The sequence below is a fragment of the Streptomyces sp. NPDC052496 genome, assembly GCF_040679095.1.
GTDB lineage: Bacteria > Actinomycetota > Actinomycetes > Streptomycetales > Streptomycetaceae > Streptomyces.
On record NZ_JBFAUH010000002.1, the window covers coordinates 391,014 to 413,822 of the forward strand.

A 22,809-nucleotide genomic window follows, 5' to 3' on the forward strand; every position below is an offset into this window, starting at 1 on the left:
CCGAAACCCTCCCGGAGGCCCCCGTGGTGAACCCCGAAGACAGCGCGTCCATACCCGCTGACCCGCTCCAGCTCGTCCGCCAGGCGTGGCAGGACGTGCTGGGCATCGACGAAGCGCCCCTGGACACCGGCTTCTTCGAAGCGGGCGGCAACTCGATGCTGCTGGTGATGCTCAGCGACGAGCTGTCCGACCAGACCGGGCGCGAGCTGGAGGTCGCCGAGCTGTTCCGGCACGACACGGTGCGCGCGCAGGCACGGCTGCTGGACCCGTCGTACGAGCCCGAGGCACCGGCCCCGGCGGCCCCGGCGGGCCGCGGCCGGCTGCTCGGCAGTGCCCGCCGCGGCCGTACGGACGCCGCGGGCGCCACCGGCCCGCAGCAGCCGGAAGGGTCCGCCGCGCGATGAACAGCGAGACCGCCGTAGCGGTGGTGGGCGTCGGCTGCCGGTTCCCGGAGGCCGCGACCCCGGAGGAGTTCTGGAGCAACCTCGACAAGGGCGTGGTCTCGCTCCGGGACATCCCCGCCGAGGACCTGCGCCGCTGCGGTGTGTCCGCACAGACGGCCGCCGCGCCGGGCTTCGTGACCCGGTCCGGCTGGATCGAGGACCCGGAGCTGTTCGCCGCCGAGTTCTTCGGCTACACCCCCGTCGAGGCCGAGCTGATCGACCCGCAGCAGCGCCTCTTCCTGGAGGCGTGCCGGGAGGGCCTGGAGCGGGCCGGGCACCTGCCGAACGGTGCGCACGGACCGCAGGTCGGTGTCTTCGCCGGGGCGAGCAACAGCTCGTACAACACCCTCCTCCAGTACGCCCGCGCCCGTACGGAAGGACCGGCCGCCTTCGACGACCTGACGCTCCAACTGGGCGGCGGCATCGACTTCATGGCGCCCCGGGTCTCCTACAAGCTCGGCCTGCGCGGCCCCTCGCCGGCCGTGCAGACCGCCTGTTCCTCCTCGCTGACCGCCGTGCACTACGCGGTCCTCAGCCTGCTGTCGGAGGAGTGCGACATCGCCCTGGCGGGCGGCAGCGGACTGTCGTACCCGTCCGTGGGCTACCGGTACCAGCCCGGCGGCGTGCTGTCCGAGGACGGCTTCTGCCGGGCCTTCGACATCCGCTCCACCGGTACGGGCGCGGGCTCCGGCATCGGCGTCGTCGTGCTGCGCCGCCTGGCCGACGCGCTGGCCGACGGCGACCCGGTCCTCGCGGTGATCGGCGGCAGCGCGGTCGGCAACGACGGCGCCCACCGGCCCGGCTTCACCGCCCCCAGCCCGGACGGCCTGGCCTCGGTCGTCTCCGCCGCGCTCACGGTGGCCGGCACCGACCCGGCCGACCTGCGCTACGCCGAGGCACACGGCTCCGGCACGCCCCTGGGCGACCAGGTCGAACTGCGCGGCCTCATCGACGGCCTGCGCGCGGCGGGCGCCCGCCCGTCCGACCGCAACCACTGCGCGCTCGGCACGGTCAAGGCCAACATCGGGCACGCCGGGTCGGCCGCCGGCATCGCCGGCCTGATCAAAGCCATTCACGTCGTGCGCACCGGCCACCTCGTACCGCACCCGATGTTCGAGCACGCCCGGGATCCCGGCGTGCTGGCCGACAGCCCGTTCCGCGTCCCCACCGAGCTGGAGCGGTGCACCGACGCCGGCCGCCGGGTGCTGGTGAACTCGATGGGCCTGGGCGGCGCCAACGCCTCCGTCGTCCTCGCCCCGCCGCCGGAGCCGGTACGCCCGTCCGCGCCCGCCCGGCCCGTCGTCCGGCTCCAGCTCTCCGCGCGGACGCGTACCGAGCTGGACGCGCTCTCCCGCGGCCTGGCCGACGAGATCGACCAGGACCGCGCCGCGCCGGGGGACATCGCCCACACCCTGCGCGTCGGGCGGCAGGACTTCACCGAACGCCGGGTGGTCACCGCGGCCCCCGACAAGCTGGCCGCCGCCCTGCGCCTGCCCCGGCCGCCCGCCGCCCGCACGGTCCGTACCGAGGCGCGCCGCCCCGTCCTGGCCGTCACGGCGGCCGGCGAGCGGGCCGAGGAGCTGCGCGCCGCGCTGCTGGCGGCACTCGGCCGCCGTACCGAGCAGTACGACACCGTGCCCGCCGCGCTGCCCGCCGATGCCTACCTGATCGTCGTCGGCGAGGGGGAGAGCGGCCCCGGCCGGCACGTGGTCCCGGCGGAGGACGGCACCGACCCCGGGGACCGGATCGCCGCGGCCCTCGCGGACGCCTGGCTGCACGGCGTCCCGGTGGACGCCCGCGCGCTCGACGACGGGACGGGCCGGCGCGTCACGCTGCCCACGTACCCGTTCACCCGGCGCCGCTGCTCGGCGCTGGACGACTCGGTGTTCGACGTGCCGGGCGCCGCGTACCAGGAGCCCGCCCGGCCGAGCGCGCCCGCCGGCCGGCCCGCCGGTCTCGAAGGCGAACTGATCGCCCTCTGGGAGGAACTGTTCGGCACCGCAGGCATCGGCCCGCACGACACCTTCGGCTCCCTCGGCGGCACGTCCCTGCTCGGCCTGCGCATGACCCTGGAAGTGCAGGAGCGTTACGGCACACTCCTCAACCTGCACCGCACCGGCGGCAGCCAGGCCACCGTCGCCCGCGTCGCCGAGGCGATCCGCGGCGCGTCGGACCGTACGGACGGCGGACCGGCAGAGGCGGCGGGCGCCGCGCCGGACGCCGCCCTCATCGACGCCGACCTGGCCCTCGAACTGCCGCCCCTGGCACCGCGCGCCACCCCGCCCGGCACGGACGTGCTGCTCACCGGCGCCACCGGCTTCGTCGGCGCCTTCCTGCTGCACGAACTCCTCACGGACCCCGGCTACCGCGACAGCCGCGTCTACTGCCTGGTCCGCGCCGACGGCGAGGAGCACGGCCGCCGGCGCCTGCGCGAGGCCGCCGCCCGCTTCCGGCTCCCCGAACCCGACCCGGCGCGGGTGCACATCGTCCCCGGCGACCTGCGCGACGCCGCCCAGGTGTGCGAGACCTACCGCGACGGCGAACTGGCCCGCCGCACCGGCCACGTCGTGCACTGCGGCGCCCACGTCGTCTTCACCGAGCCGTACGAGGTGCTGCGCCCGGCCAACACCCTGGCCACGTACCACCTGCTCGGCTGGATGCGCCGCCACGGCATCACCGACATCAGCTACATCTCCACCCTCGCCGCCTGCGGCCAGGCCCTCGGTTCCGAAGGCCGGCTGCTGGAACGCCGAGAACAGCCCCTGGACCCCGAGGCCGGCGGCTACGGCATCTCCAAGTGGGTCAGCGAACGCCTCCTGGACCAGGCCGAACGGGACGGCATGCGGGTACGGGTCTTCCGCCCCGGCCTGATCGGCGGCGACACCACCACCGGCGCCTGCAACGACCTCGACATGCTCTGGCGGCTGGTCGCCGCCTGCCTGGCCGTCGGCGCCCACCCGGCCGACGACATGCCGCTGCCGGTGGCGCCCGTCGACCTGGTGGCCCGCGCCGTCGTCCAGCTCGGCCGGGAACCCGGCTCGGCGGGCCGTGCCTACCACATGGTCGGCGAACGGACCACCACCCTCGCCGCGCTCTTCGCCGAACTGGGCGCGCTGGGCGTGCCGACCCGCGGCGTACCGGTCGCGGAGTGGGCGCGCCTGGCGGGCCGGCGGGCGCTGGAGACCGGCGACCCGGTGCTCTCGACCATGGCCCTGTACGAGACCCACGACCTGGACACACCGCGGGTGGACGTGGAAGCCCGGCTGTGGGGGCCGTGGCTGCGCGAGCGCGGCCTGGACCCCCGCCTGGACGGTGAACGGGCCCTGCTGGCCCTGCGCCACCTCGCCGCACACCCCACCTTCACGGCCTTGTTGACCGATGTGACGGAAGGCGCCTGACCCAGTGACCACCGACGGGACGACGGACGGGACGACGATGGACGACGGATGGGGCGACGGCCGGCTGGCCGTCGTCGGCGCCGGGGTCATGGGCACCGCGCTGGCCACGCTCGCCGTGGGCCGCGGCCTCCCGGTGCTGCTGATCGACGTGTCCGACGACCAGCTGGAGCGCGCCCTCGGCAGGGTCCGCCAGCAGCTGCGGCACGCCAGGATGCTGGGCAAGCTGCCCAAGGGGCCGGAGGGCGAGCTGACCCTGAGCACCTCCTACGACCAGCTGGACACCGCGGCGGCCGTCGTCGAGGCGGTCACCGAGACCACCGACGCCAAGGTCAAGGCGCTCGGCGCGATCTCGGCGGCGGTCCGCCCCGGCACGCTGATCGCCTCCAACACCTCGGCCGTACCGGTCGACGAGCTGGCGGGCTGGACCCAGCACCCGGCGGACGTCGTCGGCACCCACTTCATGAACCCGCCCTACCTCATCAGGGCGGTCGAGGTGATCCGCGGCCCGCGCACCGGCGACGCGGCGATGGCCGCGCTGGACCGGCTGCTGGCCGCCCTGGACCGGGAGGCCATCGTCGTCGGCGACGGCCCCGGCTTCGTCTCCAACCGCATCCTGATGCGGGTGATCAACGACGCGGCCCGGCTGGTCGCCGAGGGCCGCGCCTCCGCCGAGAACGTGGACCGCGTCTTCACCGGCTGCTTCGGGCACCGTACGGGGCCGCTGGCCACCGCGGACCTGATCGGCCTGGACAACATCGTCGACACCCTCAAGGTGCTGCACGACCGCACCGGCGACGACGGATACCTCGCCTGCGACCTGCTCCTGGACAAGGTGCGGGCCGGCGACTTCGGCCACAAGACCGGCAACGGCTTCTACTCCTACGGAGGAACGCGCGCATGACCACCGTCGACAACCAGACCGGCCCGGCGGCCGGCACCGAGGACGTACAGCAGCGTCTGGTGGCGTTCCTCAGCTCCCGCACCGGCGGCGACTGGGCCGTGGACCAGGACCTGTTCGCCTCCGGCGCGTTCTCCTCGCTGTTCTCCCTGGAACTGCTCCAGCACGTCGAGCAGGAGTTCCAGGTCACCGTCGAGGGCGACGACCTGACCCTGGACAACTTCCGTACCGTGCCCGCCATCACCGCGCTGGTCCAGCGGCTGCGCGGCGCGGGAGCGGCGGGGCAGTGACGGCACGGGCGACCGCGGACGCCCGCGCCGCGCTGGGCGAGCTCGTCGGCGACCGCGCCGGGGAGTGGGACCTGACCGGCCGGATCCCCGCGGAGACGGTACGCGAGGCGTCCCGGCGCGGCCTGCTGTGCGCGCAGGTCGCCACGGAACACGGCGGACTGGGCCTGGACAGCCGCGCCAACGGCGAGCTGACCGCGCACGCCGGGTCGCTGTGCAGCTCCCTGCGCTCGTTGATGACCTCGCAGGGCATGGCCGCCTGGACCGTGCAGCGCTTCGGCACCGCCGTGCAGCGCGGCACGTTCCTGCCCCGGCTCACCGGGGGTGGGACGGCCGGTGTCGCGTTCTCCGAGAGCGGCGCGGGCAGCGACCTGTCGGCGATGCGCACGGAGATCCGCCGCGACGGGGACACCGTGCGCGTCACCGGCGCGAAGGTCTGGGTGACCGGCGCCGCCTACGCGAGCCTGCTGGTGGTCTTCGGGACGTACGGCTCCGGCGCGGCCGTGGTGGTCGTACCGGCCGACGCGCCGGGCGTCCGCGTCGAGCGGGTGCCGGACCCGACGGGCTGCCGGGCCGCCGGCCACGCCGACGTGCACCTCGACGACGTCCGCGTACCGGCGGACCACCTGCTGTCCGGCGCGGGCCTGCCGGTCGCCCTGCTCGCCACCGCCGCGCTGACCTACGGGCGGCTCTCGGTCGCCTGGGGCTGCGCGGGCATCCTGCGCGCGTGCGTGGACAGCGCGGCGGCGCACGCGCGCACCCGGGAACAGTTCGGCAAGCCGCTCGCCGACCACCAGCTCGTCGCCCGGCACCTGGCCGAACTGACCGTCGCCGAACAGGTCGCGCTGCGCTGCTGCGAGCACGCCAGCGCCTGCTGGGACGAGAACCGGCCGGAGTTGGGCACCCAGGCCGTCGTCGCCAAGTACGTCGCCTCCCGGGAAGCCACCCAGGGCGCCGCCACGGCCGTCCAGGTGCTGGCCTCCCGCGGGGCGCGCGACGGCCACCCGGTGGCGCGGGCCTACCGCGACGCCAAACTCATGGAGATCATCGAGGGCAGCACGGAGATCAGCCAGCTGCTCCTCGCGGACCACGTACGGACGGGCCGGGGATGACGACGACGGACACGGGCAGCAGCACGGACACGGCCGTCGGGGTGGGGGCCGTGCACTGCCTCCTGCCCGACGAGCTGGTACCCGTCGAGAAGCTGGACGAGATCGCCGGACTGCCGCGCGAGGAGGCCGAGTTCGCGCGCGACTGCGGCATCCGCACGGTCGGCCGGTTCGCCGACGGGACGACGCCCGCCGCGCTCGCCGCCCAGGCCGTACGCGGCCTGCGCGCGCAGGACCCGGCGGCCCCGGACCCGGACGTCCTGGTGGTGGTCGGCGCCCGCGCCCCCGAGGTGCTGCTCGGCTCCGGCTCCGGCCAGGTCGCCCACGAGGCCGGGCTCACCCGGGCCTTCTCCTTCGTGCTGGACGGCCTGGGCTGTACGGGCTCCAGCGCGGCCTGGGCGCTCGCCAGGGACCTGCTCGTCGCCGACCCGGCCCGGCAGTCCGTCATGATCACGCACGCCAGCCGCCCGGTCGCCCTGGACCGGGTGCGCCACCCGGTCACCGTCGTCGGCGACGGCGCCTTCGCCATGACCCTGGTACGCGGCGGCCGCCCCGTCCTGCGCGCCCACCGCCAGCACACCGACGGCCGGTTCCACGACCTCCTCCAGGTCGACTACAAGAACGCCCCCTGGTACGAGTGGCGCGAGGAGGTCAGCTCCGCCGACCGCTACCGCTTCGAACTGGCCCTGCACAGCCAGCAGCACCTCAAGCGCCTGGTCGGTGAGGTGCTGGAGGACGCGGGCGTGGAACGGCGGCAGGTCGCCGCCACCCTCATGCAGAACGTCACCGCACCGGCCTACCAGTTCTACGAGACCCTGCTCGGCCTGCCGGTCCACCCGGTGTGCGCCGAACACCTCCAGGCGTACGGCCACACGGGCGCCATGGACGTGGTGCTCAACCTGGACCGGCTGCTGTCCCGCGGCGAACTGGCGCCCGGCGACCTCGTCCTCGTCCTGAACAACAGCCCCGTCGCGGCCTGGGCCGTGACCCTCTGGGAGGTATGACCGGCATGGCGGGCAGCACGGCGACGGAGACCACACCCACCACGGACGCGGCCGGGACGGACGCGCTCCCCGCGGTGAAGTGCCTGGTCTGGGACCTGGACAACACCCTGTGGCAGGGCACCCTGCTGGAGAACGACGAACTGGCCCTGCGGCCCGGCGTCCTGAAGACGCTCCAGGCCCTCGACGAGCGCGGCATCCTCCAGTCGGTGGCCAGCCGCAACGAGTACGACGACGCCTGGGCCCGCCTCGAAAGCCTCGGCGTCGCCGAGTACTTCGTGCTGCCGCACATCGGCTGGGGCCGCAAGTCCGACGCCGTACGCGCCGTCGCCGAGCAGCTGAACTTCGCGCAGAACACCATCGCCTTCATCGACGACCAGCACACCGAGCGCGCCGAGGTGACGTACCACCTGCCGGACGTCCGCTGCTACGACGCCCCGGAAGCGGCCGGCCTGCCGGACCTGCCGGACTTCGCGCCCACCGTCACCAGCGACGCCCGCCGCCGCCGGGCCATGTACCAGGAGAAGTTCCGGCGCGAGGCCGCGCAGAGCGAGTTCAACGGCCCGGACGAGGACTTCCTGCGCTCCCTGGACATGCGGATGCGCATCGCCCGCGCCGACCGGGACGACCTCGCCCGCGTCGAGGAACTGACCCTGCGCACCAGCCAGATGAACGCCACCGGCGTGCCCTACTCGGACGCCGACCTGCGCGTCCTGCTCACCGACCCGGACCACGAGGTGCTGATCACCACCGTCGAGGACCGCTTCGGTTCGCACGGCGCGGTCGGCGTGGTCCTGCTGGAGCGACAGCCGGGCAGCTGGCGGCTGAAGCTGCTCGCCACCTCCTGCCGGGTGGTCAACTTCGGCATCGGTACGCAGCTGCTGCGCTGGACCGCCGACCGGGCCGCCCGGGCCGGGGTGCACCTGGAGGCCGACTTCCGGCGCACCGAACGCAACCGGATCATGGAGGTCGCGTACCGCTTCGCGGGCTTCAACTCCAAGCCCTGCGCCTGCCAGGACGGCCGCGCGGCGGACACGGAGGCCCCGGCGGACATCCAGCGCCTGCACCTGGTCCCGCAGCGGCAGCCCGCCCCCGCCACACTCACCGTGACCGGCCCCGCCCTGTGGTCCGGCGACGCCGCCGGGCAACCGTGGGCATGACGGCCGGCGCCGGCCGCGGCGCCTTCGCGCGGCTGTGGGCCTCCACCGCGGTCTCCGCACTGGGCGACGGCGTACGGCTGACCGCCCTGCCGCTGCTCGCCCTCTCGCTCACCACCGACCCGCTGCTGATCTCCCTGGTGACGGTCGCCAACTGGCTGCCGCTGCTGCTGTCGCCGCTGGCCGGCGTCTGGGCCGACCTGGCCGACCGGCGCGCGCTGCTGATCGGCGTCGACCTGATGCGCGCGGCCGCGGTCCTGGTCCTCACGCTGACGGTGGTCACCGGCGTGGTGAGCCTGCCGGTGGTCTGCGCGGTGGCGGTGGTGCTCGGGCTGGGCGAGACGGTGCACGTCATCGCCTCCCAGTCGTACCTGCCGATGGTGGTGGACACCGGCCGGCTGGCCGCCGCCAACGGGCGGCTGCACGTGGCCCAGCTGATCTTCCGCGACTCCGCCGGGCAGCCGCTCGGCAGCCTGGCCTTCGTCGCCGGCGCCGGACTGCCGTTCCTGATCGACGGGGTGTCCTTCCTGCTGGGCGTGGCCCTGCTGGCCACGCTGCCGCGTTACCCCGGGGCGTCCGCCGGCCGCACGGGGAAGAGTGACGCACCGCGCCGGCGCACCATGCTGCTGGACGGGATGCGGCTGCTCCGCGCCGACCGGCTGCTGGCCACGCTCGCGGGCATGCTCGGCGCGCTGAACTTCTTCATGGGCGTCACCGGAACGCTCGAAGTCCTCTACGTCGTACGGTGGCTGGGCCTGCCGGAAGCCGCCTTCGGCGTGTTCCTGGCCGTCGGCGCGCTCGGCGGCATCGTCGGCGGGCTGCTCAACGCGCGGCTGGCCGGCCGGTTCGGCACCTTCCCGGCCGCGCTCGGCGGCATGGTGCTGATGGGCGTCGCGATGCTGCTCACCGGCCTGGTGCGGCACGCGCTCGTCGCGGCCGCCTGCTTCGCCGTCATGGCCCTCGGCGCCGCCGTCTACCAGGCGCTGACCGTCTCCTTCCGCCAGGCCACCACCCCGCCCGACCGGCTCGGCCGGCTCAACGGCGTCTACCGGCTCATCGGCACCGGCACCATCCCGCTGGGCGCGCTGGCGGGCGGCGCGCTCGCCAAGCTGGTCCAGGTCAACGTCCCGTACGTGGCGGCCGGCGCCGGTGTGCTGCTGCTGTTCGCGGTGGTCGCGCGCCCCGTCGTACGGAGGGGTGCGGCCCTGGAGCAGCGCGCCGCGGCCCCGGACGCACCGGCGGGGGCCGCCCCGTGAGCCACCCGCCCGCAGCGGGCGGCGCCCCCGCACCACACCTTCCGCCTTCCCCCGCCGAGCCCATTCCCGCCGCGTCCGTCCCCGTGGAGCCCGCCTTGGAAGACCGCACCCTCTACCAGTGGTTCGCCGACTCCGCCCGCCGGTGGCCGCACGCCCCGGCCCTCGAACTGGGCGGGCACACCCTGACCTACGGCGAACTGCACCGCAGGGCGCTGGCCCTGGCGGCCCGCGTCCTCGACGAGCAGCCCGCCACCGGCGGCACCGTGCGCCCGCCGGCCCGGATCGCCCTGGTCGCCTCCCGGACGGTGGCCGCGTACGTCGCGTACCTGGCCGTGCAGCGCCTCGGCTCCTCCGCCGTGCCGCTCAACGCCGACCACCCACTGCCCCGCAACCTCGACATCGCGCGCCGTGCCGGGGTCGGCGCCGTCCTCGTCGGCGAGGAGCACCGCGACACGTTCACCGGCCTGCCGGCGGACTTCCGGCCCGCCGTGACCGTCGTACCGGCGGACGGCGCCGGTCTCCCGGAGCCGTCCGCCGACGCACTGCCCGCCCACCACGGCGACCCGGAGCGCGAGGCGTACCTGCTGTTCACCTCCGGCTCGACCGGCCGTCCGAAGGGCGTGCCGATCCGCCACCGCAACGTCTCCCCGTACGTGGCGTACAACATCGCGCGCTACGAGGCGGGCCCCGGCTGCCGCATGTCGCAGACCTTCGGCCTCACCTTCGACCCGTCCGTGTACGACCTGTTCGTCGCCTGGGGCTCCGGCGCCACCGTCGTCGTACCGGACCAGGACGAGCTGTACCGGCCCGTGGACTACGTGGTACGCCGCCGCCTCACCCACTGGTTCTCCGTACCGTCGCTGGTCACCACCGCCGAGCGGTACGGCAACCTGCCGTCCGGCCAGGTCACCACGCTGCGCCACAGCTGCTTCAGCGCGGAGCCGGTCACCGCCCGGCTGACCGCGCGCTGGCACGAGGTCGCGCCCGGCAGCCGCATCCACAACCTGTACGGGCCGACCGAACTGACCATCACCTGCACCGACCACGAACTCCCCGGCGGCGGGTCCGCCGCGGCGGCCAGCACCAACGGCACGGTGCCCATCGGGCAGCCGTACCCGCACATGGAAGCCGTCCTCCTGGACGAGCAGGGGCAGCCCTGCGACGACGGCGAACTGTGCGTCCGCGGCGCCCAGCGCTTCGACGGCTACCTGGACCCGGCCGACAACGCAGGGCGGTTCGTCCGCTACGAGCCGGGCGCGCCCGCCGAACCGTACGACGGCACCGGCCCGCTCACCCGCGCCCACTGGTACCGCACCGGCGACCGGGTCCGCCGGGAGGACGGCCTGCTGGTGCACCGCGGTCGGCTGGACAACCAGGTCAAGATCATGGGGCACCGGGTGGAGCTGGGCGAGGTGGAGGCCGCGATGCGGCGCCACCCCGAGGTGAGCGAGGCGGCCGTGGTGGTCGTCAAGGTCAAGGACGAGGTGCGGCTGCTGGCGGCCTACCTGGGCAAGGAGATGCGGGCGCACGAGTTCAGCCACTGGCTGCGGCAGCACGTACCGCTGCACATGGTGCCGCGCCGCATCCGGCGCCTGGAGGAGCTGCCGCACAACGACAACGGCAAGCTGAACCGGCAGCGGCTCGCCGAGCTGCTGGCGTGAGGGGCCGCGGTCAGATGCTCCGGCCCAGGTCAGCGGGGTGTGCCGGATCGGTTGGCGGGACCGCCGCGCCGATCCGGGGCCGCGCCGTGCTCACCACGGCGGCGACCGCGTCCCGGCGCGGGTCCGTGTGGTCGAGGACGTACAGGTCGCCGTGGCGGGACGGGCCGGGCGACGGACCGCCGCTACCGTCGGGCAGCCCCGACAGGTCCACGGCGGCCAGCCCGCCCAGCGTGGCCCGGCCCAGCTTGACGAAGCACTCCTTGCGGACCCACTGGCGCAGGAAGTACGCGTCCGGGTCGGCGTGTCCGCGCATCGCCGCCCGCTCGGCCGCGCTCAGCACCCGGCCCGCCGCGCCCCGCACACTGTCCGGCAGCGTCCGCCGCTCCACGTCCACGCCGACCGGCGCGAGGCCCGCCGCCGCGGCCACCACGCCCGTGGTGTGCGACAGGCTCACGGACACCTGCGGCAGCCCGGCGAGACCCGGCCTGCCGTGCTCGTCCGAGCCGCAGCCGGGGCACCGCTGTTCCAGTACGAGGGAGTCCGCCGGCCGGCCCAGCAGCCGGGCAGCGCAGAGCCGCACCAGGACGTGCGCGGCGACGAAGTCGGCCCGCGGGGCCGGGGCCAGGAACGCGTCGGCGCGCCGCCGCTCCACGGCGGTGAGCAGCCGCTCGTACGCCGGGACCGCCCCCAGCACCTCGTCCGTGCCCGCCACCACCGCCGACGGCGGTCCGCCCGTCCCTGTCACGGGGAGCACCTTTCCAGTGCGGCCACGGTCCGGGCAACCCACCCCCATCAGCGCTTTCGCACCTTGTGAACGGCCCGCTCCAGGCGCCGGCCGACGAGTGGAGGACCAGTGAACGACATGACGCAGGCGGCAGTTGCCGCTGAGCCCTTCCCGGACCTGTTCGCCCGGCAGGCGGCGCGCACCCCGGACGCCACGGCGCTGGTCTTCGAGGACACACAGCTGTCCTACCGCGAACTGGACGCACGGGCCGCCCGCCTGGCGCACTGGCTCGCCGAACGGGGTGTCGGCCCGGAGACCCGGGTGGCGCTGGTCCTGCCGCGCTCGGCCGAGCTGGCGGTGGCGCTGCTCGCCGTCCTGAAGGCGGGCGGCGTGTACGTACCCGTCGACCCGGAGTACCCGCGGGCGCGCCGGGACTTCCTCCTCGACGACGCGGCCCCCGTCCTCGTCCTCGACGAGGAGACCCTGCCCCGCGACCTGTCCGGCCACCCCACGACCGGCCCCGCCGTGCGGCTCACCCCGCACCACGCCGCGTACGTCATCCACACGTCCGGCTCGACGGGCGTCCCGAAGGGCGTCGTCGTCTCCCACGCGGGCCTCGCCGGACTGGCCGCCGCGCACGCCGAGCGGTTCGGGGTGACGTCCGGGAGCCGTGTCCTGCAGTTCGCCTCGCCCAGCTTCGACGCGTCGGTGGCGGAGATCTGCGTCGCCTGGCTGACCGGCGCCGCCCTCGTCATGGCGCCCGCCGCCCGCCTGCTGCCCGGCGCCGGCCTCGCGGAACTGATCGCCGAGCAGCGCGTCACGCACGCCACGCTGCCGCCGTCCGTGCTGGCGGCGCTCCCGCCGCACACCACCCTCCCGGAGATCACCACGCTGACGGTGGCGGGCGAGGCCTGCCCGCCGGACGTGGTCGAACGCTGGTCGGCCGGCCGCCGCCTGGTCAACGCGTACGGCCCGACGGAGACCACGGTGTGCGCGACGGTGGGCGAGCCGCTGTCCGGCCGCGTGGTGCCCGCGCTCGGCACACCGATCGCCGACGTACGCCTGTACGTCCTCGACGCGGCACTGCGCCCGGTGCCGGACGGCGCCACCGGCGAGCTGTACGTCACCGGCAGCGGCCTGGCCCGCGGCTACCTCGGGCGCGCCGCGCTGACCGCGGAGCGGTTCGTGGCCTGCCCGTTCGGCCCGGCGGGCGCGCGGATGTACCGCACCGGCGATGTGGTGCGCCGCCGGGACGACGGCGGGCTGGAGTTCGTCGGCCGCGCCGACGACCAGGTCAAGGTGCGCGGCCACCGCGTGGAGCCGGGCGAGGTCGAGCAGGTGCTCGGCGCCCACCCGGCGGTCGGCCAGGCCGTGGTCGCCGCCCGCGAGGACCGCCCCGGCGACGTACGCCTGGTCGCTTACGTCGTCCCGTCCGACGGCCCCGCGCCGGACGCCGGGGACGACGCCCACCAGGTCGGCGAGTGGCAGGAGATGCACGACCTGGTCTACGCCGACGGCGCCAAGGCCCAGGACGACGAGCCGCCGTTCGGCGAGGACTTCAGCGGCTGGAACAGCAGCTACGACGGCACCCCCCTCCCCGTCGAGGAGATGCGCGACTGGCGCGCCGAGACCGTACGGCGCATCCTCGACCTCCGGCCCCGCCGGGTGCTGGAGATGGGCGTCGGCAGCGGCCTGCTGCTGTCGCGGGTGGCGCCCGCCTGCGAGGCGTACTGGGGCGCGGACTTCTCCGCCCCCGCCGTCGAGCGGCTGCGCCGCCAGGTCGCCGCCGTACCGGAGCTGGCCGGCAAGGTCGAGCTGAGCTGCCGGCCCGCCGACGTGACCGACGGACTGCCCACCGGGTACTTCGACACCATCGTGATCAACTCGGTCACCCAGTACTTCCCCAACGCCGCCTACTTCCTGCGCGTCCTGCGCAACGCCGTCGGCCTGCTGGCCCCCGGCGGCCGGGTCTTCGTCGGCGACCTCCGCAACCGGCGCCTGCTCCGGCTCTTCCGTACGGCCGTCGAGCTGCACCGCGCCGGCACCGGTACGGAGCCGGCCGCCCTCGCCGCGACGATCGACCAGAGCGTCCGGCTGGAGAAGGAACTCCTGGTCGACCCGGACTTCTTCGCCGCCCTGCCCGCCGCACTGCCGGACGTGACCGGCACCGGCCTCCAGCTCAAGGGCACCCGCCACCACAACGAGCTGACCCGCCACCGCTACGACGTCGTGCTGCACAAGCGGCCGGCCCGCACGGTCTCCTTCGCCGACGTCCCGGCCCTGGCCTGGGGCCGCGACGTCACCGACGCAGCCGGCCTCGAACAGGCCCTGCGCGACCGGCCCGGACAGCGGCTGCGGCTGACCGGCGTGCCCAACCCGCGCCTGGCGGGCGAGGCGGCGGCCGCGGCCGCCGTGACGGCGGGCCTGCCGCTGACCGAGGCCCGCGCCCGGCTGGCCGCCACCGAAGCCGCCGCCCTCGGAGCCGAACCGGAACAGCTCACCGCACTGGGTGCCCGCCTCGGCCTGTGGACGGCCGCCACCTGGGCACCGGAGAGCCCGGAAGGCCAGTACGACGTGCTCTTCGCGCCGCAGGAGGACCTCGCCTCGGCGGTCCCCGTCGGCCTCTGCCGCCCCGCCGGCGACCTCACCGGCCCCCTCGCGGACCACACCACCGACCCCGGCGCGGCCCTGACCACCGCCGCCCTGGTCACCGACCTCCACCGGCACCTGCGCGACCGGCTGCCCGCCCACCTCGTCCCGTCCGCCCTCGTCGCGCTGGACGCCCTGCCCCTGACGCCCAACGGCAAGGTCGACCGCGCCGCGCTGCCCGCACCCGACCCGGCCCGCCTCGGCGACGGGGCCGGCGGCCGGGCACCGCGCACCCCGCGCGAGGGCGTGCTGTGCGAGCTGTACGCCGACCTCCTCGGCGTGCCGCGGGTCGGCATCGACGACAACTTCTTCACCCTGGGCGGCCACTCGCTGCTCGCCACCCGCCTGATCGGCCGCATCCGCACCACCCTGGACGTGGACCTCCCGATCACCGCCGTGTTCGAGGCGCCCACGGTCGCCGCGCTCGCCGCGCACGTCGACGCCGCCGCCTCCGGGGACCGCCCGGCCCTGCGGCCGCAGCCGCGCCCCGACGTGCTGCCGCTGTCGTACGCCCAGCGCCGCCTGTGGTTCCTGCACCGGCTGGAAGGCCCGAGCGCCACGTACAACGTCCCGACGGCGCTGCACCTGTCCGGCGAACTGGACCACGACGCGCTGCGCGCCGCGCTCGGCGACCTGCTCGCCCGGCACGAGAGCCTGCGCACCGTCTTCCACGAGACGGCCACCGGCACCCCGCACCAGGTCGTCCTCGCCCCCGAGGACCTGGCCGGCCTGCCGCCCGTCTTCTCCGTGGTGCGGACCGGTCCCGACGACGTACGGCGCCTGCTCCACGAGGCCACCCGCCACGCCTTCGACATCGCCGCCGAACTGCCGCTGCGGGCCACGCTGTTCCAGGTCGCGCCCGACGAGCACGTGCTGCTGCTGTTGCTGCACCACATCGCCGGTGACGGCTGGTCGGCGGCGCCGCTCTCGCGCGACCTGGCGGCGGCGTACGACGCGCGCCGCCAGGGCCGGGCACCGCAGTGGGCGCCGCTGCCGGTCCAGTACGCCGATTACACCCTCTGGCAGCGCGAGTTCCTCGGCGACCCCGAGGACCCGGACAGTGTCCAAGCGCGGGAACTCGCTTATTGGACACGGCAGCTGAACGGCACCCCCGAAGAGATCGCGCTCCCGTACGACCGCCCGCGCCCCCGGCGCGCGACGTACCGGGGCGACGCGCTCGGCCTGACACTGCCCGCCGCACTGCACCAGAACCTGCACGCCCTGGCACGCGACACCGGCACCAGCCTGTTCATGATCGTGCAGGCGGGCCTGGCGGCCCTGCTCACCCGCCTCGGCGCCGGCACCGACATCCCGGTCGGCAGCCCCGTCGCGGGCCGCACCGACCAGGCCCTGGACGACCTGGTGGGCTTCTTCGTCAACACCCTCGTGCTGCGCACGGACACCTCCGGCAACCCGACCTTCCGCGACCTGCTGCGCCGCGTCCGCGACACCGACCTGGCCGCCTGGTCCCACCAGGACCTGCCGTTCGAGCAACTGGTGGAAGCCCTCAACCCGGTGCGGTCCGCGGGCCGGCAGCCCCTGTTCCAGGTGGTCGCCGCCGTACAGAACGCCCCCGAAGGCGGCTTCGACCGGCTCGGCGTCCGCACCCGCGCCGAACTGCTCAGCACCGGCACCGCCAAGTACGACCTCTTCTTCAGCCTCTGGGAGCGCCAGGGCCCGCAGGGCGAACCGCTCGGCCTGGACGGTTTCGTCGAGTACAGCACCGACCTCTTCGACGCCTCCACGGTCGCCACCCTCGCCACCCAGCTCGTCCGCGTCCTGGAGACGGCCGCCGCCACACCGGACGTGCCCCTCGCCCACCTCGACGTGCTGACCACCGAGGAACACGACCGGCTGCGCCGGGACGCGTCGGCCGTCCGGCCCGCGGTCCGGCACGCCACGCTGCCCGAACTGTTCGCCGAGCAGGTGGCCCGCACGCCGGACGCCACCGCGCTGGTCTTCGAGGACACCGCCCTCTCGTACGCCGGACTGGACTCGCGCGCCAACCGCCTGGCCCACTGGCTGACCGGCCAGGGCGTCGGCCCGGAGACGCTGGTGGCCGTGGTGCTGCCGCGCTCGGTGGAGCTGGCGGTCGCGCTGCTCGCCGTCCTGAAGGCAGGCGGCGCGTACGTACCCGTGGACCCGGACTACCCCGCCGAGCGGCGCGCCTTCGTCCTGGCCGACACCGCGCCCGTCCTCGTCCTGGACGCCGAGACGATGCGCCGGGACCTGTCCGCGTACCCGGACACCGCCCCCGCGACCACGCTGCGCCCGGCCCACCCCGCGTACGTGATCCACACCTCCGGCTCGACGGGCACGCCCAAGGGCGTCGTCGTCGCCCACACCGGCCTCGCCGCGCTGGCGGCCGCGCAGGCCGAGCGGTTCGCGGTGACGGGGCAGAGCCGGGTGCTCCAGTTCGCCTCGCCCAGCTTCGACGCGTCGGTCTCCGAGATGTGCGTGACGTGGCTGGCGGGCGCCGCCCTGGTCATGGCACCGGGGGAGCGGCTGCTGCCGGGTGCGGGCCTGGAGGAACTGATCGCCGCACAGCGCGTCACCCACGCCACCCTGCCGCCGTCGGTGCTGGCCGCCCTGCCGCCGCGGGCCACGCTGCCCGGCCTGGTCTCGCTGGCCGTGGCGGGCGAGACGTGCCCCGCCGACCTGGTGGAACGCTGGTCGGCAGGGCGCCGCATGGTCAACGCGTACGGCCCGACCGAGGCCACGGTGTGCGCGTCGGCGGGCGAGCCGCTGTCCGGCCGCGTGGTGCCCTCGCTCGGCGCGCCGCTCGGCGACGTACGGCTCTTCGTGCTCGACGCGCTGCTGCGGCCGGTGCCGGACGGCGCCGCGGGCGAGCTGTACCTCGCGGGCTCCGGCCTGGCCCGCGGCTACCTCGGGCGCGCCGCGCTGACCGCGGAACGGTTCGTGGCCTGCCCGTTCGGCCCGGCGGGTACGCGGATGTACCGTACGGGCGACCTGGTACGGCGCCGCGGCGACGGCGACCTGGAGTTCGTCGGCCGCGCCGACGACCAGGTCAAGGTGCGCGGCCACCGCATCGAGCCGGGCGAGGTCGAGCAGGCGCTCGCCGCCCATCCGGCGGTGCGGCAGGCCGCCGTGGCGGCGCGCCCCGACCGCACCGGCGACCTCCGGCTGACCGGTTACGTGGTGCCCGCCGAGGACGCCGCCCGGCAGACCCTCGCCGCGGAGCTGCGCCGCGACCTGCTGGCCCGGCTGCCCGAACACCTGGTGCCGTCCGTCATCACGGTCCTCGACGCGCTGCCGCTGACCCCGAACGGCAAGGTGGACCGCAAGGCGCTGCCCGCCCCCGACCCGGCCCGCACCGGCGCGGGCGGCCGTGCCCCGCGCTCACCGCAGGAGGAGATCCTGTGCGAGCTGTACGCCGACCTCCTCGGCGTCCCGGGCGTCGGCATCGACGACAGCTTCTTCGCCCTCGGCGGCCACTCGCTGCTCGCCACCCGCCTGGTCAGCCGCATCCGGGCGGTCCTCGGCGTGGAGCTGCCCATCGCCGCCCTCTTCGAGGCCCCCACCGTCGAGGCCCTGGTCGAACGGCTCGGCCTGTCCACCGCACGCACCCGCAGCGCCCTGCGCCCCATGCCGCGCCCCGACGTCCTGCCGCTGTCGTACGCCCAGCGCCGCCTGTGGTTCCAGTACCGCCTCGAAGGCCCCAGCCCCACCTACAACATCCCCCTCATGCTGCGCATCGCGGGCCCGGTGGACGAGGACGCGCTGCGCGCCGCCCTCGGCGACCTGCTCGCCCGGCACGAGAGCCTGCGCACCGTCTTCCGCGAGACCGGCGGCACCCCGCAGCAGGTGATCCTCGACCCGGCCACCGACCCGGACGCCTTCGACATCCTCAGCGTCACCGAGGACGTGCCCGCCGACCCGGGCGCCTTCCGCGCGCTCCTCAAGGAAGGCGCCCGGCACCGCTTCGACCTGACCGCCGACCTGCCCCTGCACGTACGGCTCTTCCGCGCCGGCCCGGCCGAGAACGTCCTGCTCCTGCTGCTCCACCACGTCGCCGGCGACGGCTGGTCGATGGCACCGCTCTCCCGCGACGTGGCGACCGCGTACGACGCGCGGCGCCAGGGCCGGGCACCGCAGTGGGCCCCGCTGCCCGTCCAGTACGCCGAATACACCCTCTGGCAGCGGGACTTCCTCGGCGACCCCGAGGACACCGACAGCGTCTACGGACGCCAGATCGCCTACTGGCGCGAGCAGCTGAAGGGCCTGCCCGAAGAGATCGCGCTGCCCTTCGACCGCCCCCGGCCGCAGCGCGCCTCCTTCCGCGGCGACTCCATCACCTGGGAGATCCCCGCACGGCTGCACCAGCACCTGCACGCCCTCGCGGGCGAGACCGGCACCAGCCTCTACATGGTGCTCCAGGCGGGCCTGGCCACCCTCTTCACCCGGCTCGGCGCCGGTACCGACATCCCGCTCGGCAGCCCCGTCGCCGGCCGTACCGACCAGGCCCTGGACGACCACATCGGCTTCTTCGTCAACACCCTCGTCCTGCGCACGGACACCTCCGGCGACCCCACCTTCCGCGAACTGCTCCAGCGCGTACGGAGCACCGCCCTCGCCGGCTGGGCCCACCAGGACCTGCCCTTCGAGCAGCTGGTCGAAGCCCTCAACCCGGTCCGCTCGGCGGCCCGCAACTCCCTCTTCCAGACCATGCTCACCCTCGACAACGCGCCCGCGGGGGAGTTCACCCTCGGCGGCCACGCCGCCCGCACCGAACCCGTGCACGTCGACGCCGCCCGCTTCGACCTGTCCGTCTTCCTGACCGAACGGCGCGGCGCGCACGGCGAACGCCCCGGCGTGGACGGCGCGATCGAGTACAGCACCGACCTCTTCGACCGGCGTACGGTCCAGGCGCTGGCCGCCCGGTTCGTCGCGCTGCTCGACGCGGTGACCGCCGACCCCGACCAGTCGATCGCCCGCCTCGACGTGCTGACCGCCGACGAACGGGCCCTGCTGCTCGGCGAGGTCAACGCCACCGACCGGCCGGTCCGGCGTACCTCACTCGCCGAGGCGTTCCAGGCCAGGGTGGCCGAGACCCCGGACGCGCCCGCCCTCACCTTCGGGGACGACACCCTCACGTACGCCGGACTCGACGCCCGCGCCGACCGCCTCGCGCGGCGCCTGGCCGGGCACGGCGTCGGCGCCGAGAGCCGCGTCGCCGTCCTGCTCGACCGCTCCGCCGACCTGGTCGTCGCGATCCTCGCCGTCCTCAAGGCGGGCGGCGTGTACGTACCGCTCGACAAGCGCTACCCGGCGGCCCGGATGCGGCTGATCGCGGCCGACACCGAAGCGGTCCTCGTCCTGACCCAGCGGGACCTGCCGGCCGCCGCCTACCTGCCCGGCGTGCCGGCGCTGGCTGTGGACGGGTGCGCGGGGGCGGTGGACCTGCCCGTCACCGCCCCGGTGGCGGACCTCCCCGCCGCCGACGTCGCCCCTCCCGCCGCGTACGCCGACTCCGCCGCGTACATCATGTACACCTCCGGCTCGACCGGCACCCCCAAGGGCATCGCCGTCACCCAGGGCGACGTGGTGGCCCTGACCGCCGACCGCTGCTGGGCCGAGGACGGGTCGGACGGCGCCCGGCACACCGTGCTCGGCCACGCCTCCACCGCTTTCGACGCCTCGACGTTCGACCTGTGGGTACCGCTCCTGAACGGCGGCCACCTGGTCATGGCCCCGCCCGGCGACCTCACCCCGGACGATTACCGCGACCTGCTCACCACCCACCGCATCACCGCGGTCCTCCTCACCACCGCCCTGTTCAACCTGCTCGCCGAGGAGTGCCCCGGCGCGCTCGCGGGCGTACGGCAGGTCTGGACGGGCGGCGAAGCGGCCTCCCCGTCCGCCGTACAGAAGATCCTCAACGCCTGCCCGGACACCCGCGTCTGCAATGTCTACGGGCCCACCGAGGTCACCATGTCGGCCACGTACCACGCGATGCGCGCACCGCGGCGGATCGCCGGCACGGTCCCCATCGGCCGCCCCATGGACAATATGCGCGTCTACGTCCTCGACAGCGCCCTGCGCCCCGTCGCCCCGTCGGTGACCGGCGAACTGTACGTCGGCGGCACCGGCCCGGCCCGCGGCTACCTCAACCGCCCCGGCCTCACCGCCGAACGCTTCGTCGCCGACCCCTTCGGCGCCCCCGGCGCCCGCATGTACCGCACCGGCGACCTGGTCCGCTGGACCGCGGACGGACAACTCGACTACATCGGCCGCGCCGACTCCCAGGTCAAGATGCGCGGCTTCCGCATCGAACTCGGCGAGATCGAGACGGTCCTGACCTCCCACCCCGCCGTCGCCCAGGCCACCGTCAACCTGCGCGAGATCACCCCGGGCGACGCACGCCTGGTCGCCCACCTCGTCCCCGTCTCCCGGGAAGCCTTCGACGCCACCGCCCTCCGCCGCCACCTGCGCGACCGCCTGCCCGCCTACATGGTGCCGTCCGCCCTCGTGGCGCTCGACGCCATGCCGCTCACCCCGAACGGCAAGGTCGACCGCAAGGCCCTGCCCGCCCCCGACCCCCGCTCCGAACTCGGCGGCCGCGGCCCCCGCTCCCCGAAGGAAGAAATCCTCTGCGGGCTGTACGCCGACGTGCTGCGCGTGCCCCGCGTCGGCATCGACGACAGCTTCTTCGTCCTCGGCGGCCACTCCCTGATGGCGACCCGCCTGATCAGCCGCATCCGCACCGCCCTGAACGTCGAACTGCCCATCGGCGCCCTCTTCGAGGCCCCCACCGTCGCCGCCCTCGTCCAGCGCATCGACTCCGCCACGGCCGAGGCCCGCCCGCCGGTGAAACCCGCCGTACGCCCCGACGCCGTACCTCTCTCCTACGCCCAGCGCCGCCTGTGGTTCCTGCACCGCCTCGAAGGCCCCAGCCCCACCTACAACATCCCGCTCGCCCTGCGCTTCTCCGGCACACTCGACCCCGGCGCCCTGCGCGCCGCCATCGGCGACCTCGTCGCCCGCCACGAGAGCCTGCGCACCGTCTTCCCGCGCCGGGCCCGCGCCGCCCAGCAGATCATCCTCCCGCCCGACTCCGGCCGCGACCTGCTGACCGTCGCCGAGGTCACGCCCGACGACCTGGCCCCCGCCCTGCACGAAGCCGCCCGCCACTGCTTCGACATCACCACCGAACACCCCCTGCGCGCCACCCTCTTCTCCACCGGCCCCACCGACCACGTCCTCCTCCTGCTCCTGCACCACATCGCCGGCGACGGCTGGTCCATGGCCCCGCTCTCCCGCGACCTCGCCGCCGCCTACGACGCGCGCAGCGCCGGCGAGGACCCGCAGTGGTCCCCGCTCCCCGTCCAGTACGCCGACCACACCCTCTGGCAGCAGGACTTCCTCGGCGACCCGGCCGACCCCGACAGCACGTACAACCGGCAACTGGCGTACTGGCGCGACCAACTCGCCGGCCTGCCCGCCGAAATCCCCCTCCCCCTCGACCGGCCCCGCCCGGAGGTCACCACCTACCGCGGCGACATGTTCCCGATCCACCTCCCCGCCGACCTCCACCAAGGCCTGCACGCCCTGGCCGGCGACACCGGAACCAGCCTCTTCATGGTCGTCCAAGCCGGCCTGGCGGCCCTCCTGACCCACCTCGGCGCCGGCACCGACATCCCCCTCGGCAGCCCCGTCGCCGGCCGCACCGACCAGGCCCTGGACGACCTCGTCGGCTTCTTCGTCAACACCCTCGTCCTCCGTACGGACACCTCGGGCGACCCCACCTTCCGCGAGCTGCTGCACCGCGTCCGCGCCACCGACCTGGCCGCCTGGTCCCACCAGGACCTCCCCTTCGAACAACTCGTGGAAGCCCTCAACCCCGCCCGCTCCACCGCCCGCCACCCCCTCTTCCAGACCCTCCTCACCCTCGACAACGCCCCCGAACGCCACTTCACCCTCGGCGGCCACCACGCCCACCCCGAACCCCTCGACCTGGGCGTCGCCCACTTCGACCTCTCCTTCGGCCTCACCGAACAACGCACCCCCCAAGGCACCCCCGAAGGCCTCGACGGCTTCGTGGAATACAACACGGACCTCTTCGAGCGGGGGACGGTGGAGGGGGTGGCGGGGGCGCTGATCAGGCTGCTGACCGCGGCCGTCGCCACGCCGGACGAACCGCTGTCCAAACTGTCGGAGTAGGACGGGCCCGGCCGCCGGGCCGGCGCGCCCGCCGCTGGGTCATAG

Annotated in this window: 11 protein-coding genes; 10 read left to right on the forward strand and 1 reads right to left on the reverse strand. The window is 75.0% G+C overall.

All coding sequences use genetic code 11. The features are described 5' to 3' along the window. Positions 1-23 precede the first annotated feature (23 nt). The 9 genes from AB0L45_RS05205 to AB0L45_RS05245 all read left to right on the forward strand — a co-directional run bounded on the left by AB0L45_RS05205 (position 24) and on the right by AB0L45_RS05245 (position 11,210). Entirely contained in the window at positions 24-404 is a 381-nt protein-coding gene (locus tag AB0L45_RS05205; protein WP_365836256.1) for an acyl carrier protein, read from the forward strand. After that, on the forward strand, positions 401-3,841 hold the full coding sequence (locus AB0L45_RS05210) for a thioester reductase domain-containing protein (protein ID WP_365836258.1): 3,441 nt from the start codon (positions 401-403) through the stop codon (positions 3,839-3,841). The genes AB0L45_RS05205 and AB0L45_RS05210 overlap by 4 nt, the downstream gene beginning before the upstream one ends. Before the next feature lie 37 nt (positions 3,842-3,878). After that, on the forward strand, positions 3,879-4,742 hold the full coding sequence (locus AB0L45_RS05215; protein ID WP_365836381.1) for a 3-hydroxyacyl-CoA dehydrogenase family protein: 864 nt from the start codon (positions 3,879-3,881) through the stop codon (positions 4,740-4,742). Next, complete coding sequence (locus tag AB0L45_RS05220) at positions 4,739-5,029, forward strand: acyl carrier protein (protein ID WP_365836260.1); 291 nt, start codon at positions 4,739-4,741, stop codon at positions 5,027-5,029. The genes AB0L45_RS05215 and AB0L45_RS05220 overlap by 4 nt, the downstream gene beginning before the upstream one ends. Beyond that, positions 5,026-6,138, forward strand: a complete 1,113-nt coding sequence (locus tag AB0L45_RS05225) for an acyl-CoA dehydrogenase family protein (protein ID WP_365836262.1) — start codon at positions 5,026-5,028, stop codon at positions 6,136-6,138. Before AB0L45_RS05220 ends, AB0L45_RS05225 begins: the two co-directional genes overlap by 4 nt. Beyond that, positions 6,135-7,139, forward strand: coding sequence for a 3-oxoacyl-[acyl-carrier-protein] synthase III C-terminal domain-containing protein (locus tag AB0L45_RS05230; RefSeq protein WP_365836264.1), 1,005 nt, complete (start codon positions 6,135-6,137; stop codon positions 7,137-7,139). The genes AB0L45_RS05225 and AB0L45_RS05230 overlap by 4 nt, the downstream gene beginning before the upstream one ends. Then, complete coding sequence (locus AB0L45_RS05235; RefSeq protein ID WP_365836266.1) at positions 7,136-8,296, forward strand: HAD-IIIC family phosphatase; 1,161 nt, start codon at positions 7,136-7,138, stop codon at positions 8,294-8,296. The genes AB0L45_RS05230 and AB0L45_RS05235 overlap by 4 nt, the downstream gene beginning before the upstream one ends. After that, entirely contained in the window at positions 8,293-9,549 is a 1,257-nt protein-coding gene (locus AB0L45_RS05240) for an MFS transporter (protein ID WP_365836268.1), read from the forward strand. Before AB0L45_RS05235 ends, AB0L45_RS05240 begins: the two co-directional genes overlap by 4 nt. A 95-nt stretch (positions 9,550-9,644) precedes the next feature. Beyond that, a complete protein-coding gene (locus AB0L45_RS05245; protein WP_365836270.1) occupies positions 9,645-11,210 on the forward strand; it encodes an amino acid adenylation domain-containing protein in 1,566 nt (521 codons plus the stop codon). A gap of 10 nt (positions 11,211-11,220) precedes the next feature. Here the strand turns inward: AB0L45_RS05245 and AB0L45_RS05250 are convergent, their stop codons facing one another. Beyond that, entirely contained in the window at positions 11,221-11,955 is a 735-nt protein-coding gene (locus AB0L45_RS05250) for a 4'-phosphopantetheinyl transferase superfamily protein (protein ID WP_365836272.1), read from the reverse strand. Positions 11,956-12,072: 117 nt separating this feature from the next. On the opposite strand from AB0L45_RS05250, the gene AB0L45_RS05255 reads away from it, so the two are divergent. Continuing rightward, the gene (locus AB0L45_RS05255) at positions 12,073-22,764 is read left to right on the forward strand and encodes an amino acid adenylation domain-containing protein (protein ID WP_365836383.1); all 10,692 of its coding nucleotides are present in this window, start codon (positions 12,073-12,075) and stop codon (positions 22,762-22,764) included. The last annotated feature ends 45 nt before the right edge of the window (positions 22,765-22,809 follow it).

Bases quoted from the DNA above. Each gene is read 5' to 3' on its own strand.
- AB0L45_RS05210 (WP_365836258.1), top strand. From the start codon at position 401: ATGAACAGCGAGACCGCCGTAGCGGTGGTGGGCGTCGGCTGCCGGTTC.
- AB0L45_RS05235 (WP_365836266.1), top strand. From the start codon at position 7,136: ATGACCGGCATGGCGGGCAGCACGGCGACGGAGACCACACCCACCACG.
- AB0L45_RS05240 (WP_365836268.1), top strand. From the start codon at position 8,293: ATGACGGCCGGCGCCGGCCGCGGCGCCTTCGCGCGGCTGTGGGCCTCC.
- AB0L45_RS05220 (WP_365836260.1), top strand. From the start codon at position 4,739: ATGACCACCGTCGACAACCAGACCGGCCCGGCGGCCGGCACCGAGGAC.
- AB0L45_RS05215 (WP_365836381.1), top strand. From the start codon at position 3,879: ATGGACGACGGATGGGGCGACGGCCGGCTGGCCGTCGTCGGCGCCGGG.
- AB0L45_RS05255 (WP_365836383.1), top strand. From the start codon at position 12,073: ATGACGCAGGCGGCAGTTGCCGCTGAGCCCTTCCCGGACCTGTTCGCC.
- AB0L45_RS05230 (WP_365836264.1), top strand. From the start codon at position 6,135: ATGACGACGACGGACACGGGCAGCAGCACGGACACGGCCGTCGGGGTG.